This window comes from Sodalis sp. (in: enterobacteria) (assembly GCF_051710625.1).
GTDB lineage: Bacteria > Pseudomonadota > Gammaproteobacteria > Enterobacterales > Enterobacteriaceae > JBPESN01.
The window spans coordinates 38,740-54,399 of the sequence record NZ_JBPESN010000007.1 but is presented as its reverse complement, the minus strand read 5'-3'; the positions used below and the strand labels follow the sequence as shown (position 1 = coordinate 54,399).

5 protein-coding genes, 1 tRNA gene, 2 rRNA genes, 5 pseudogenes and 1 other annotated feature are annotated in these 15,660 nt (G+C 54.4%); of the genes and pseudogenes, 4 read left to right on the top strand and 9 right to left on the bottom strand.

Going from position 1 to position 15,660, the window contains the following annotated elements; translation table 11 throughout:
* Nucleotides 1-13 precede the first annotated feature (13 nt).
* From glnL to ACTBDU_RS03915, 3 genes and pseudogenes are all read left to right on the top strand, one after another.
* A pseudogene (gene glnL / locus ACTBDU_RS03925) lies at nucleotides 14-1,055 on the top strand (nitrogen regulation protein NR(II)).
* Between the two features lie 134 nt (nucleotides 1,056-1,189).
* Nucleotides 1,190-2,041, top strand: a pseudogene (locus ACTBDU_RS03920) (sigma 54-interacting transcriptional regulator); the annotation flags it as partial.
* Between the two features lie 110 nt (nucleotides 2,042-2,151).
* Nucleotides 2,152-2,274, top strand: a complete 123-nt coding sequence (locus ACTBDU_RS03915) for a YshB family small membrane protein (protein WP_438805624.1) — start codon at nucleotides 2,152-2,154, stop codon at nucleotides 2,272-2,274.
* A gap of 188 nt (nucleotides 2,275-2,462) precedes the next feature.
* Here ACTBDU_RS03915 and ACTBDU_RS03910 read toward each other — a convergent pair.
* Nucleotides 2,463-2,825 (bottom strand): annotated as a pseudogene (locus tag ACTBDU_RS03910) (oxygen-independent coproporphyrinogen III oxidase); the annotation flags it as partial.
* Between the two features lie 183 nt (nucleotides 2,826-3,008).
* A pseudogene (yihI, locus tag ACTBDU_RS03905) lies at nucleotides 3,009-3,569 on the bottom strand (Der GTPase-activating protein YihI).
* Nucleotides 3,570-3,738: 169 nt separating this feature from the next.
* On the opposite strand from yihI, the gene yihA reads away from it, so the two are divergent.
* Nucleotides 3,739-4,377, top strand: a complete 639-nt coding sequence (gene yihA / locus ACTBDU_RS03900; protein WP_438805623.1) for a ribosome biogenesis GTP-binding protein YihA/YsxC — start codon at nucleotides 3,739-3,741, stop codon at nucleotides 4,375-4,377.
* Between the two features lie 592 nt (nucleotides 4,378-4,969).
* Here the strand turns inward: yihA and polA are convergent.
* From polA to hemG, 7 genes and pseudogenes are all read right to left on the bottom strand, one after another.
* Nucleotides 4,970-7,762 (bottom strand): DNA polymerase I, encoded by a 2,793-nt coding sequence (gene polA, locus ACTBDU_RS03895; protein WP_438805622.1) that lies wholly within the window; start codon nucleotides 7,760-7,762, stop codon nucleotides 4,970-4,972.
* A gap of 417 nt (nucleotides 7,763-8,179) precedes the next feature.
* Entirely contained in the window at nucleotides 8,180-8,803 is a 624-nt protein-coding gene (dsbA, locus tag ACTBDU_RS03890; RefSeq protein ID WP_438805621.1) for a thiol:disulfide interchange protein DsbA, read from the bottom strand.
* A gap of 148 nt (nucleotides 8,804-8,951) precedes the next feature.
* A pseudogene (locus tag ACTBDU_RS03885) lies at nucleotides 8,952-10,120 on the bottom strand (IS3 family transposase).
* A gap of 189 nt (nucleotides 10,121-10,309) precedes the next feature.
* Nucleotides 10,310-10,426 (bottom strand): 5S ribosomal RNA (rrf, locus tag ACTBDU_RS03880).
* 254 nt (nucleotides 10,427-10,680) lie between these two features.
* Nucleotides 10,681-13,589, bottom strand: a 23S ribosomal RNA gene (locus tag ACTBDU_RS03875).
* Between the two features lie 378 nt (nucleotides 13,590-13,967).
* Nucleotides 13,968-14,040: transfer RNA gene (locus ACTBDU_RS03870), tRNA-Glu, on the bottom strand.
* A 97-nt stretch (nucleotides 14,041-14,137) separates the two neighbouring features.
* Nucleotides 14,138-14,744, bottom strand: a sequence feature (16S ribosomal RNA rRNA prediction is too short).
* 348 nt (nucleotides 14,745-15,092) lie between these two features.
* Nucleotides 15,093-15,659, bottom strand: a complete 567-nt coding sequence (gene hemG, locus ACTBDU_RS03865; RefSeq protein ID WP_438805620.1) for a menaquinone-dependent protoporphyrinogen IX dehydrogenase — start codon at nucleotides 15,657-15,659, stop codon at nucleotides 15,093-15,095.
* Between the last annotated feature and the right edge of the window lies 1 nt (nucleotide 15,660).

Genomic DNA, 15,660 nt, shown 5'->3' with positions numbered 1-15,660 from the left:
GGGAGACTGCTAAATGGCAACCGGCACACTGCCCGAAGCTGGGCAGATCCTTAATTCGTTAATTACCAGTATTTTGCTGCTGGATAACGATCTAGCGGTGCATTACGCCAACCCGGCGGCGCAACAGCTGCTGGCACAAAGCTCGCGTAAGCTGTTTGGCACCCCGTTGCCGGAATTGCTGGGCTATTTTTTTCCCTCAATGTCGAGCTAATGCGCGAAAGTCTGAACGCAGGACAGGGATTCACCGATAACGAAGTGACGCTGGTGGTGGACGGCAGGGCGCATGTCCTGTCGCTGACCGCGCAGCGGCTATTATTCTGATGGAGCTGGCGCCGATGAATAATCAGCGCTGCCTCAGCCAGGAACAGCTGCAGCATGTACAGCAGGTTGCCGCGCGGGATCTGGTGCGCGGCCTCGCCCATGAGATTAAAAATCCCCTTGGCGGCCTTCGCGGCGCCGCGCAGCTGCTGGTCAAAGCACTGCCGGACCCGGCGTTGACGGAATACACCAAGATAATCATTGAACAGGCCGATCGGTTGCGCAATCTGGTCGACCGGTTATTGGGCCCACAGCAGCCCGGTATGCATGTGACACAAAGTATCCATCAGGTCTGCGAAAGGGTGTTTAAGCTGGTGTCGCTTGAGATGTCAGACAATGTCACGCTGGTGCGGGATTATGATCCCGGCCTGCCGGAGTTGATCCATGATCCGGATCAGATGGAACAAGTCTTGCTGAATATCACCCGCAATTCGCTGCAGGCGCTGGGCGAGGAGGGCGGCACCATTACCCTCAGAACGCGTACCGCCTTCCAGCTGACGCTGCACGAGGTGCGCTACCGGCTGGTGGCGCGCATTGACATCAAGGACGACGGTCCGGGAATTCCGGCGCAATTGCAGGATACGCTGTTTTATCCCATGGTCAGCGGCCGCGAAGGGGAAACCGGCCTGGGACTTTCCATCGCCCGCAGTCTGATCGATCAGAATTCAGGAAAGATTGAATTTAACAGTTGGCCGGGACATACCGAGTTTTTGGTCTACCTGTCTATTCGCCAGTGAGGTTCTGTATGCAACGAGGGATAGTCTAGATCGTCGACGACGATAGCTTTATCCGCTGGTTGCTTGAACGCGCACTCACTGAAGCCGGGTTGACCTGCACCACCTTTGAAGGTGGCAGCCAGGTGCTGGAAGCGCGCGCCAAGGCGCCGTTTATCGCGCTGAATATGGCGGCGATTCCGAAGGATTTGATTGAGTCGGAATTGTTTGGCCATGAAAAAGGGGCGTTTACCGGCGCCAATCAAATCCGTCAGGGCCGTTTCGAGCAGGCCGACGGCGGCACGCTGTTTTTGGACGAAATCGGCGATATGCCGCTGGATGTGCAAACCCGTCTATTGCGCGTGCTGGCGGACGGCCAGTTTTACCGCGTCGGCGGTTATGCCCCGGTGAAGGTGGATGTACGCATTATCGCCGCCACCCACCAGAACCTGGAACTGCGCGTGCAGGAAGGCCGTTTTCGCGAGGATTCATTCCATCGTCTGAACGTTATCCGCGTACATCTGCCGCCGCTGCGCGAGCGCCGGGAAGATATTCCACGGCTGGCGCGGTATTTCCTGCAGGTGGCGGCCAGGGAGCTGGGCGTGGAGCCGAAAAATCTGCACCCGGAGACCGAGACCGCGCTGACCCGCCTGCCCTAGCAGGGAAACGTGCGCCAGTTGGAAAATACCTGCCGCTGGCTGACGGTGATGGCCGCCGGACGAGAGGTATTGATTCAAGATCTGCCGCCGGAGCTGTTTGAAACCACCGCGCCGGACAACGTGGCGAAATCGCTGCCGGACAGCTGGGCCACACTGCTGGCGCAGTGGGCCGATCGCGCGTTGCGTTCTGGTCATCAAAATTTGCCGTCGGAAGCACAGCCAGAAATGGAGCGCACCCTGCTGACCACCGCGCTGCGCCATACCCAGGGCCATAAGCAGGAGGCCGCCCATTTGCTCGGTTGGGGCCGCAACACGCTTACGCACAAATTGAAAGAGCTGGGAATGGAGTAATCCCGATCGCGACGCACAGCGTGCGCCGGTAATGCCACATTGGCGTATAAACTATTTACATTGTGGGCCGGCTCAGTATTATTTCTGTGCAGCACAACGGGAGACAAGCCATGGTGCAGACACTTATCACTTACGTGACGCATGGGTTAGACGCAGTCATCGTTGTGGGGCATGCCCCACAAACAGCGCTGGCGGCGGTGATGTGTGCCGCGCTCATTAATTCATTGAAGTGAGCGGCCGTCCTCATACCCTCATTACAGCCCCTTTCTATCTGATGGCAGAAAGGGGCAGATCATATCACCCGGGAAATCTGCCGTTGGCACCTGCTGGCGCGCAGATAGGCATCGAAACACATACAGATGTTGCGCGCCAGCAGGCGGCCCCGGGCGGTGATTTCCAAGGCGTCCGCGCTTATCGTCACCAGCTGCGCTACCGATAAAAAGGTCGGCGTACCGCCCCCCAGTGCATTGCCTGCGGGCGAACAGCGGCGATCGCGCGCGGATTTTTCGCGCCACCGTGTCGAGATACTCATCGACTTTTTCACTATGCCGCATGACTATCTTATTGCAGCCGCAAAAATAGCACAGCTTGTGACAGAAAGGGCTGTGAACATACAGCGACAGCGGCCCCGTCCGGAATAACGGCTCGCCGCGGCGGCAAACGCGGCATCATCATAGCTTTCCCTGAATTCCAGCGCGGTGGGATAGGAGGTATGGCGCGGTTTGGAGTGGTTATATTTCTGAATGATGGCCGAATCCCATTTGATTGCTGGCAGTGATTTCACGGCTTACTTCTTACTCGGGGGACGTCGACGGCGCCGTCTGACGGGAAGAGCGGGTCGGCGTACCGCGCCGCGCGCCGCCTGCAGCCGCGCCTTGCGTCGCGAGAGGCGACATAGTCTACCCGATAACCACAGAAGATAACAGGTTAACAATAGCGTTAATAGTAGCATCAATGCCTGCAAGGATTAGAACCTGTTTTTGTCGTAGCCGCGTTTGAGGAGCAGCAGCATATCTTCCTGCTGCGTCTGTTTTTCTTCCTTATCGTCAACAAGTTCGATGCCCAGTTCGGTCATCAGCTCATCGATACGATCAAGCACCTGATCCACATAGCGTCTTTCGGCGGTAGAAAGGGTTTCATCCTGCTCAAGGCGCTGTAGTAAGGCATCCCAGATGCTCTTCATTTTCCAGGCGAGCCAGCTCCTGCTCGACCGTTTCCTTCAGCTCTTGCGGCGGCGGTGCGCCAGAGGGCGCTTTGCGTGGCGTGACCGTCCCCCCCTCCGTCAGCGGCACGGGTTTCTTACTGCCGATGCGGCCTACCGATGCGGCTATCCTGCGGCGCACGATTTATTCTGGCGCACAGTGTCGCCGACGCCGCACTGGCTGTGCGAGCCGGCAACCAGCCCGCGGCGTTTTTTCTGCCGCTTACGCTCGCGCCCTTCGAGATTCAATTCTTCGCGACTTTTACGCTGCTTCTTCTTGCGCGCGTCGCCGGGCTTGCCACGGCCGCCCCGTGCTGATGGATTCATAATGTTTGCTCTTGGGTAAGGGTAATCACGTCTACCGTCGCGGCGGAGTCCATCAAAAAGCCGCGCAAGAAAAAAGGTGACTGCGCCCGCGGACGAAGATAAAAAACGCATCCCGGGCCATAATCGGTATAATTGCCGTTAATATGCCATCTCCAGAGAGAGGATACCGTTGACCAAATCCTATAACTATCAGCTGACCCATTTCGTGACCAGCGCGCCGGATATCCGCCATTTGCCGGTCGACAGCGGGATTGAAATCGCTTTCGCAGGGCGCTCCAACGCCGGAAAATCCAGCGCGCTTAATACCCTGACCAATCAAAAAAGCCTGGCCAGGACCAGTAAAACCCCCGGCCGCACCCAGCTTATCAACTTGTTTGAGGTGGAATCCGGCGTTCGACTGGCCGATCTGCCAGGCTATGGCTACGCCAAAGTGCCTGAAGAACTGAAACGCAAATGGCAACGCGCCCTGGGCGAATATCTGCAAATGCGCGACAGCCTCAAGGGGCTGGTGGTATTAATGGATATCCGCCATCCGATGAAAGATCTCGACCAGCAAATGGTGCAATGGGCGGTCGATGTCAATATTCCGGTGCTGGTCCTGCTCACCAAGGCCGATAAGCTGGCTTCGGGCGCCCGCAAGGCGCAGCTGAATCAAGTGCGCGAAACGGCGCTGGCCTTTATGGCCGATGTTCAGGTTGAAACCTTCTCATCGCTAAAAAAACAGGGGGTAGATAAGCTGCGGCAAAAGTTGGACGATTGGTTTGCCGCCTTCCCGCCAGCTCCAGAAGGGTCCCCGGAGACAGAATAACGCGCTAAAATTTCTGCAGCGTCACGGCCTAATAGCGATAACAGCGCTATTTAACGCCCGTACCACAGCGCTGCGGCCTGACGTCCGCGGTTTAAGCGCTGTCTGGGTCGCCGCGGCTCTAATGCCGCGATAGCACTGTTAGCCTCCGTGCCCGCGATATCACAGCCTAACAGGGCGACGGTGCGTTTAGGCACCCGGCACGCTAGTCTAATCAGTACACGGTTCCGCTCGCGCCCTCGCCTCGATAGGATCGAGGCCACCGTTTTGGGAGTGCAACCCACCGCAAGCCCCCAACGGTCGAGACGGCGGCGCTCCTGGCCGAGTTTATCAGCGCCCAATAAAAAACGCCCTAGTTACTAGATAGATTGGGCGGCTAATACTTAGCCAAATTTGACTACGTGAGGTAAAAAGTCTGAAAAATAGAACATTTTATCTCTGTACCCTACGCCGATAACTTTACCTTATTTTTTGATGGGGCAAAAGCACTTTTTGTAGTTTACTTTTACCTTTTTACGTATAAGGAATGCTTCTTGTAGAAATACATCACACTTTAATGTAGCTTAATTACAAAAAGTACTTAGTCATTTGTCACTTAGTGAGCTTGATCCCAGTTTTCTCCAACGCGCACGTCCACCTGCAGCGGCACATCCAGTTTAAAACAGCCTTCCATTAGCGCCTTAATCCGTGCTTTGGCACTTTCAACCGCATCGCGCTGCACTTCAAATACCAGTTCATCGTGCACCTGCATAATCATGCGAACCGGCGGCGCTTCCTGCTGCAGCCAGCCATCGATTGCAATCATCGCCCGCTTAATAATATCAGCGGCGGTGCCTTGCATCGGGGCGTTAATAGCGGCGCGCTCCGCGCTTTTTTTGCGCATACCGTTGCGCGAATGGATATCCGGTAAATACAGCCGGCGGCCGTCCAGGGTTTCAACATAACCCCGATCGCTGGCCTGCCTGCGGGTGCGTTCCATATATTCCAAAACGCCGGGGTACCGCTCGAAATAGAGATTTATATATTTCTGCGCTTCCGATCGCGGCACCGACAACTGACGCGCCAGACCGAAAGCGCTCATGCCATAAATCAAGCCAAAGTTAATTGCCTTGGCGCTGCGGCGCTGATCCTGGGTGACTTTCTCGAGCGACATACAGAGTACTTCGGCGGCGGTGGCGCGGTGAATATCCTTGCCGGCAGCGAAGGCGTTCAGTAAACCGGAGTCGCGCGAGAGATGCGCCATAATGCGCAGCTCAATCTGTGAATAGTCCGCCGCCACGATAAGCGCGTCCGGCGGCGCGATGAACGCCTGCCGGATGCGCCGGCCTTCATCATAGCGCACGGGAATATTTTGCAGGTTCGGGTCGCTCGAGGACAGCCGCCCGGTAGCGGTGACGGCCTGATGATAGGAGGTATGCACCCGCTTCGACAGCGGGTTGATCATCTGTGGCAGCTTATCGGTGTAAGTGGCTTTTAGCTTGGCCAGGCCACGATATTCTAAAATCAGTTTCGGCAGCGGATAGTCCAGCGCCAGCTTGGCCAGCACTTCTTCATTGGTAGAAGGGGCACCGCCGGGGGTTTTCTTTAGCACCGGCAATTTCTGCTTATCGTACAAAATCGCCTGCAACTGTTTGGTGGAAGAGAGGTTAAACGGTTCCTCCGCCAGTTGATGCGCTTCCCCTTCCAGCTCTTCCAGGCGTTTGGCCAGCTCCACCGAATGTGCAGCAAGAATAGATTCGTCGATAAGCACGCCGGTGCGCTCGATACGCGACAGGACCGGCACCAGCGGCATTTCGATTTCCTCAAACACCTTCTTCAGCTCCGGCGCCTGCTCAATACGTGGCCACAGCTTTTGGTGCAGACGCAGCGTCACGTCGGCGTCTTCGGCGGCGTAAGGCGCGGCCTGCTCCATTGCTATCTGATTAAACGTCAGCTGATTGTGGCTTTTACCCGCTATCTCCTCAAAGCTCACGGTGGTGTGCTGTAAAAAACGCTCTGCCAGGCTATCCATATCGTGGCGGCCGGCGACGCTGTCCAACACGTAAGATTCCAGCATGGTATCGAACGCAATGCCGGCCAGCTCGATATCGTACCTTTTCAGAACTCCGCGATCGAATTTGAGATTCTGGCCAATCTTGCCGATGGCGGGATCTTCTAAAACCGGTTTCAGCGCCGCCAATACCGCCGCGCGGTCAAGCTGGTCCGGCGCATCCAGATAGTCGTGCCCCACCGGCAGATAAGCCGCCTCACCGGGTTTCACGGCAAAACACAGCCCTATCAGATTGGCGGTAAGCGTATCCAGCCCGTCGGTTTCGGTATCAAAGGTGAACACGCCGGCGTGCCGAATCGCTCCGATCCACGTCTCCAGGGTCGCCACAGTGTCGATAATCACATAGCCCTCTTTCGACAACGCCTCGGTCGGCTCCTCGGCCGCCGCTGGACGGAGCGCAGTAAACGGCGATGGCGGCGCAACGGCGCTTTTGCGTCCCTGCGACCATTTACCCGCTTCCAAAGCGCTTAACCAGCGTTTGAATTCATAACGCTGGAACAACAGCATCAATGCTTCGGCCTCGGGCTCTTCCACCGTTAACCGGTCATAAGGCAAGTCCAACGGCACATCGGTTTTAATGGTCGCCAGCTGGTAGGAGAGAAAAGCCACCTTACGGTGCTGCTCAAGCTTGGCGGCCATGGTTTTAGCGCCGCGGAAGCTCAGGCCACTAACGCTATCAAGCTGCTGATACAGGCTTTCCAGCCCGCCCAGCCCCTGCAATAGCGCCTGCGCGGTTTTCTCACCCACCCCCGGCACGCCCGGAATATTATCGGAGCTGTCGCCCATCAGCGCCAGATAATCAATGATAAGCTCCGGCGGCACGCCGAACTTCAGCTGCACCTCCTCCGGGCCGAGAATGGTGTTGGACATGGTATTGATCAGGGTAATTTTGGGCGACACCAGCTGCGCCATGTCCTTATCGCCGGTGCTTATCAGGACATCCCGGCTGTCGCGCGCCGCCGCCAGCGCCAGCGCCAGCGTCCCGATAACGTCATCGGCCTCGACGCCGCTGACGGCCAGCAACGGCAGACCCATCGCTTTGACCATATCATGCAGCGGCGCTATCTGACTGCGCAGATCATCCGGCATGGGCGGCCGGTGGGATTTGTAATGCTCGAACAACTCATCGCGGAACGTCTTGCCCTTGGCGTCAAACACCACCGCAACATGGCTTGGTCGGTATTGCACCAGCAGGCTCTTAAGCATATTCAATACGCCGTACATCGCCCCGGTCGGTTCCCCCGCGCTATTGGTCAGCGGCGGAAAGGCGTGATAGGCGCGGTAAAGATAAGAAGAACCATCCACCAGAATAATCGGGTTTTCTGCGATTTGCACCATAGCGTATTTCGTTCTTTTTAGTCAGCAAACATTAGGGGTAGCATGCCACAGCCGGCAGCCGGAGACGATGGTTAGCGTAGCATAAGGGCGATAAAAATACCGCGAATGCAGCCAGATCCGCAGGATCATACTGTGGATAACTTTGTGAGTAAAAAATATAGTTTTTATTGACAGCCGCGATATTTGTGATATCGCTAGACAAAAAACCTTTATTATCAAGTGATTAATATATTAACCCGGCAATAGCAAATATCATCACAAGGGTATTGCTATTGTGGATATAAACCTGCTATGGCCCGTTGCGGGCAATAGCATTATCCTTCGGCAGATTAAAGAGATACTGGCTGTTTGCGGCTTCACCACAAACGACAACGCCGGCATCTGCCGGCGTTGTGCTTCATTCACCCGCAAGCGAGTTTACTTTTGGCTCAGCAAAAATTTCACGACATCGGCGAATTGTTCGGTGTAAGCGTCCATTGACGACATATCCAGCCCATCGTTTTTCATTATATATTTGCCGTTGACAAACATTGCCGGCACGCCGCGCAGCTGCAGATCGGTGGCCGCTTTCTCCTGCTGTACGACCAGAGATTTCACGACAAAGCTGTTCCAGGCGGAATCATACTCTTCCGTGCTGACGCCCGCTTTGACAAACACCGCGCGGATGTCGTCCGGCGTTTGTATGGTTTGCGTTTTTTGCAGACCATCAAACAGCAGCGGACTCACTTTGTCTTCTACCCTCAGCGCCATGGCTACAGCCCAGGCCTGGGTCAGCTGTTTGCCCATCGGCCCCAGGAAATCCACATGATATTTGGTCATTTTGGTGCCGGCAGGCAGCGCTTTTTTCACCGTGCTGGAGATGTGATAGACCTGCTCGAATTGATAACAATGCGGGCAGTAAAACGAGAAAAATTCCAGCACTTGGGGTTCACTGGTCAACGACTTGTCGAGCTGGACATATTGCTGACCTTCAGTAAATTGCGCGGCCGAGGCGCTGAATGCCAACGCGATACTTACTAACGCAAACCATATTTTTTTCATAAATAGTGTCTCTCCAAAATGAATAACGTAGGCGATAAAACAATTAATATACCGGCATCAGCTGTAACGGCGGCTGTTGTAGCAGCGCTGCCTGTTCAATAAATAGCGCCGTTTGTTGCGACCAGAATTCCCCCTCAATCTGTAGTAGTCAACTAAAACTGGCCACCGCGTTAGCGTTTTTCCAGTATCTATTTTCTGATTTGTTTGGTGGCAACCCACCGTTATATTCATGCGGCCTGAGTGCGCTGTAATATCCCACGATATAGTCGATAATTTTATGAGCTGCTTCGCCGAAGCTTATGTAGCCCATTACCGGTATCCACTCGTTTTTCAGACTTCTGAAGAAGCGCCCTATCGGACTGTTATCCCAACAGTTACCACGCGGACTCATGCTTTGTTTGATCCGGTCACGCCACAGCAACTGTCAGAACTGCCTGCTCGTATAGTGGCTACCCTGATCGCTGTGGAACATCACTCCGGCTGGTTTACCACGCGTTTCCCATGCCATTTCCAGTGCTTTGATGGGCAGTCTGCTGTCCGGGGAGAACGACATACCCCAGCCCATCGGTTTCCTCGCGAACAGATCAAAAACAACCACAAGGTGTGCCCAGCGTTTCCCGCTCCAGATATACGTCACATCGCCGCACCATACCTGATTTGGCTCCGTTACAGCGAACTAGCGCTCAAGATAATCCGGGATCGCAACATGCTCTTGACCGCCACGCTTATACCTGTGCGTCAGCTGCTGACAACTGACCAGCCCCAGCTCTTTCATGAGCCTGCCTGCGAGCCAGCGCCCCATCCGGAAGCCTCTCTGGGTTGCCATGGTGGCGATACTTCTCGCGCCAGCTGCACCATGGCTGATATTGTGCAGTTCATGAACCTGATTGCGCAATACCGTTCGCCTGCCGTCTGGCCTGTCAGGACGGCTTTTCCAGTATTTGTAACTGCTGTGATGAACCCTGAACGCGTGGCAGAGTGTGGCCACAGGATAATGCGCTCTGAGTTTCCCGATTAACGAGAACTGTTCAGGGAGTTTGACATCAAGAGCGTTGTAGCCTTTTTTAATATTTCATTTTCTATTTCAATGCGTTATACCTTCTTCTTGAGCTCACGTATTTCGATTTGTTCCGGGGTTATGGGAGAGACTTTTGGCGTTTTCCCCTGTCGCTCATCACGCAGTTGTTTTACCCATTTTGTCACCGTAGGAAGGCCGACGTCCATGGCTTTTGCTGCTTACGCGGCGGTGTAATTTTGGTCGACAACCAGTTGAGCGGATTCGCGTTTGAATGCAGGACTAAAATTTCTTCTTTTCATTGGTGCACCCGTGTTGTTCTGAGGTGAGCATATCACTTCTGTTCAGGTGGCCAAATTCAGTGTGTCATTACAGTTGCCTCGCCGGCAGCGGGTCGCCGTGGTCCGCAAAAACAAAAAGCCCTCTGCGAAGGCAGAGGGCTCGTTGAACCTGCTCGTCACCCCGGGCTTACCCGTTGGGACGTAATGGATGCCTGACAGTTCCCTACTCTCGCATGGGGAGACCCCACACTACCATCGGCGCTGCGGCGTTTCACTTCTGAGTTCGGCATGGGGTTCAGGTGGAACCACCGCGCTCGTGCCGCCAGGCAAATTCTCTTTCCGTGCCGCTTCCGCCGCACAGACTGCTTTTGCCGCCCGACCCTCACTCTCGTGACCGTCAGGCGTTATGCCGGAACATCGCTGATATTGTCTTGTCTTTGGCGCACGCGTTCACGCCCTGCCTCCGCATTACAGAGCTGTATGCTTTCGGCATTGGCTTTCCGCAGCCACGTCGCTGGCGCTTTGCCGTTAACGTTCGTTACGGCTTCGGCTTTTTCCCTCTCAAACAGCTCAGGTGTTGTAAGGTTAAGTCTCACGGGTCATTAGTATCGGTTAGCTCAACGCCTCGCAGCGCTTACACACCCGACCTATCAACGTCATCGTCTTTAACGTCCCTTCAGGAGGCTCAAGGCCTCAGGGAAGACTCATCTCGAGGCAAATTTCCCGCTTAGATGCTTTCAGCGGTTATCTCTTCCGCACGTAGCTACCGGGCAATGCCATTGGCATGACAACCCGGACACCAGTGGTGCGTCCACTCCGGTCCTCTCGTACTAGGAGCAGCCCCTCTCAATCTTCCAGCGCCCACGGCAGATAGGGACCGAACTGTCTCACGACGTTCTAAACCCAGCTCGCGTACCACTTTAAATGGCGAACAGCCATACCCTTGGGACCTACTTCAGCCCCAGGATGTGATGAGCCGACATCGAGGTGCCAAACACCGCCGTCGATATGAACTCTTGGGCGGTATCAGCCTGTTATCCCCGGAGTACCTTTTATCCGTTGAGCGATGGCCCTTCCATGCAGAACCACCGGATCACTAAGACCTGCTTTCGCACCTGCTCGAGCCGTCACTCTCGCAGTTAAGCTAGCTTATGCCTTTGCACTAACCTCACGATGTCCGACCGTGATTAGCTAACCTTTGTGCTCCTCCGTTACACTTTGGGAGGAGACCGCCCCAGTCAAACTACCCACCAGACACTGTCCTCTGCCCGGATGACGGGCCTGAGTGAGAACATCAAACATTAAAGGGTGGTATTTCAAGGTTGGCTCCATGCAGACTGGCGTCCACACTTCAAAGCCTCCCACCTATCCTACACATCTAGGCCCAATGTTCAGTGTCAAGCTATAGTAAAGGTTCACGGGGTCTTTCCGTCTTGCCGCGGGTACACCGCATCTTCACGGCGAGTTCAATTTCACTGAGTCTCGGGTGGAGACAGCCTGGCCATCATTACGCCATTCGTGCAGGTCGGAACTTATCCGACAAGGAATTTCGCTACCTTAGGACCGTTATAGTTACGGCCGCCGTTTACCGGGGCTTCGATCAAGAGCTTTTCCTTATGGATAACCCCATCAATTAACCTTCCGGCACCGGGCAGGCGTCACACCGTATACGTCCACTTTCGTGTTTGCACAGTGCTGTGTTTTTAATAAACAGTTGCAGCCAGCTGGTATCTGCGACTGGCTTCAGCTCGGGGCGCAAGGCCCTCCACCTACATGCCAGCGTGCCTTCTCCCGAAGTTACGGCACCATTTTGCCTAGTTCCTTCACCCGAGTTCCCTCAAGCGCCTGGGTATTCTCTACCTGACCACCTGTGTCGGTTTGGGGTACGATTTGATGTGACCTGGAGCTTAGAGGCTTTTCCTGGAAGCGTAGCATCAATTCCTTCACCACCGTGGTGGCTCGCCATTACGCCTCAGTGTTATGAAAGAGCGGATTTGCCTGCTCTTTCCACCTGCACGCTTGAACCGGGACAACCGTCGCCCGGCGAACCTAGCTTTCTCCGTCCCCCCTTTGCAGTCACATTTAGTACAGGAATATTAACCTGTTTCCCATCAACTACGCCTCTCGGCCTCGCCTTAGGGATCGACTCACCCTGCTCCGATTAACGTTGAACAGGAACCTTCAGTCTTCCGGCGAGCGGGCTTTTCACCCGCTTTATCGTTACTTATGTCAGCATTCGCACTTCTGATACCTCCAGCAGCCCTCACAGGCCACCTTCGCAGGCTTACAGAACGCTCCCCTACCCAACAACACTTACGTGTCGCTGCCGCAGCTTCGGTGCATGGTTTAGCCCCGTTACATCTTCCGCGCAGGCCGACTCGACCAGTGAGCTATTACGCTTTCTTTAAATGATGGCTGCTTCTAAGCCAACATCCTAGCTGTCTGGGCCTTCCCACATCGTTTCCCACTTAACCATGACTTTGGGACCTTAGCTGGCGGTCTGGGTTGTTTCCCTTTTCACGACGAACGTTAGCACCCGCCGTGTGTCTCCCGTGATAACATTCTACGATATTCGCAGTTTGCATCGGGTTGGTAATCCGGGATGGACCCCTAGCCGAAACAGTGCTCTACCCCCGTAGATGACTTCACGAGGCGCTACCTAAATAGCTTTCGGGGAGAACCAGCTATCTCCCGGTTTGATTGGCCTTTCACCCCCAGCCACAAGTCATCCGCTAATTTTTCAACATTAGTCGGTTCGGTCCTCCAGTTAGTGTTACCCAACCTTCAACCTGCCCATGGCTAGATCACCGGGTTTCGGGTCTATACCCTGCAACTAGACGCCCAGTTAAGACTCGGTTTCCCTACGGCTCCCCTATGCGGTTAACCTTGCTACAGAATATAAGTCGCTGACCCATTATACAAAAGGTACGCAGTCACACCCCGAAGGATGCTCCCACTGCTTGTACGTACACGGTTTTAGGTTCTATTTCACTCCCCTTGCCGGGGTTCTTTTCGCCTTTCCCTCACGGTACTGGTTCACTATCGGTCAGTCAGGAGTATTTAGCCTTGGAGGATGGTCCCCCCATCTTCAGACAGGATATCACGTGTCCCGCCCTACTCATCGAGCTCACAACAAGCACACCTTCGGATACGGGGCTATCACCCTCTGTCGCCGGACTTTCCAGACCGTTTTCCTGATACGCAAGCTGATGATGGCTCTGGGCTGTTCCCCGTTCGCTCGCCGCTACTGGGGGAATCTCGGTTGATTTCTTTTCCTCAGGGTACTGAGATGTTTCAGTTCCCCTGGTTCGCCTCGTTAAGCTATGGATTTACTTAACGATGGTGCAACGAATTGCACCGGGTTTCCCCATTCGGATATCGCCGGCTGATAACGCCTCATATCAGCTCACCGGCGCTTTTCGCAGATTAGCACGTCCTTCATCGCCTCTGACTGCCTAGGCATCCACCGTGTACGCTTAGTCACTTAACCTCACAACCCTGAGCTGTTTGTCTGCTTTTCGGCTGGCTACATGTTACCAGGACTGCGTTGCCCGGTACTCGTCATCCTCACGGACGCTAAGTCCACTGCAGTGCCTGCGTGCCGTGCACCTTGCCCTGTCACCGCTTGCTCACTTTTACCTTGGCGTAGTCTATGAAGACCGCGCGGAGACGACAGTGCCTTTCGCAGTACAGTGATAACGCTTGCACGTTATCTCAGGTTTGCTTACTTTGTTTGAGAGACTCTCATACTGAGTTTGCACTTCAACATGTGTTTCAAATTTTCAGCTTTGTTCCGGATTGTTAAAGAGCGGTATTTCGCAGCGCGCCTTGAAAATGCAAACACGCTCTGAAATAACAAGCAAGGTGACGTCCCCTAGGGGGTTCGAACCCCTGTTACCGCCGTGAAAGGGCAGTGTCCTGGGCCACTAGACGAAGGGGACACGAAAAATCGGCATAATAAAGCCGCCGTCGGCCTGCTTTGCTCGTGACAGTTATCAGACAATCTGCGTGGACACGTCACTCGACGTATTGTTTTGGTAAGGAGGCGATCTAACCGCAGGTTCCCCTACGCTTACCTTGTTACGACTTCACCCCAGTACACATCTTCCCTATTACCGCGGCTGCTGGCAAGGAGTTAGCCGGTGCTTTTTCTGCGGGTAACACCAATCGATAGCGCTGTTAACACTATCGCTTTTTTCTCCGCTGGAAATGCTTTACAACCCGGAGGCCTTCTTCACACACACGGTATGGCTGCATCAGGGTTTCCTTTATTATGCGATATTTCCCACTGTTGCCTCCCGTAGGAGTCTGGACCGCGTCTCAGTTTCAGTGTAACTGGTCATCCTCTCAGACCAGCTAGGGATCGTCGCCTAGGTGCCGCCATTACTTCACCTACTAGCTAATCTTATTTGGGTTCATCCGATGGTGCGAGGTTCGAAGGTCCCTCACTTTGGTCTTGTGACGTTATGCAGGATTAACTACCGTTTCCAGTAGTTGCCCCCTCCATCGGGCAGATCCCTAGATATTACTCACTTGTCCGCTGCTCGCCGGCAAAGAAGCAAGCTTCTTCCCGCTGCCGCTCGACTTGCATGTGTTAGGCCTGCCGCTAGCGTTCAATCTGAGCCATGATCAAACTTTTCAATTAAAAGCTTGATGCTCAAAGAATTAAAACTGGTATTTCTATGAATATTTGTTGTTCGCTCTTCAAGACTTGATATTTTGGTATGTCGATATCGTCTTGTGACTGCCCTCACAGGTTGTCTGATAAATTGTTAAAGAACAGTGCCGGGAGACTGTTTTTTCGACCGGCGCGGGTGGTGTATACTACGCTTTTCCGCTGTAGAGTCAAGCTTTTATTTGCCCGTAGTGGGCCGCCAGCCTCTGGCTGAGCCGGTGCGCCCCAGCGACTATTCCCGGTCAGTAGGGGCGCATTATAGGGCCTTCACGGCCGTTGACAAGGATAAATAACTAAAATAGTTCAATCGGTTTTTTTTCAGCAAAACGGTCCGATTAGGGGCGCGGCGGCGCCCTGTTTGGCGGTTAATTGCGCTAAATCGCCGGCAAAGGCAGAAACTTGCTGCCAATCGGTATATTCAACTTCTTTGGTGCGATCGGTTTCACCGCCGGTCATGCGCATTATCATCTGGATCATCACCCGATCAAACCAGCGATAGCGCGGGTAACACAGCGCACCCGCAAATACGGCACAAAGATCGGGACGCCAGGGGGTTTTCGCCAAAAATTTCCGGGTATAGGCATTGGTGGCTGGGGTGCGTTTATCGGGTTTGCGCGCCGTCAAATTGACGGCATAAAACGCGCTGGAAATACTGTGCAGCCAATCAAGCTGCTGCGCGATAAAACGGTCGAGATCCGCGGCAAAGCCGCCATAGCGTATGGCCGCCCCCACCACCACCCGCTGATAACGCTGCAGATCAAGATCCTGTGCGAGGTGCAGATCCACCACATTACATTCGCAGCAATCGGTAAGATGGGCCGCAATTGCGCGCGCAATTTTGTGCGTTTGGCCATCATGGCTCAAATAGAGAATCAACGTTTTCACG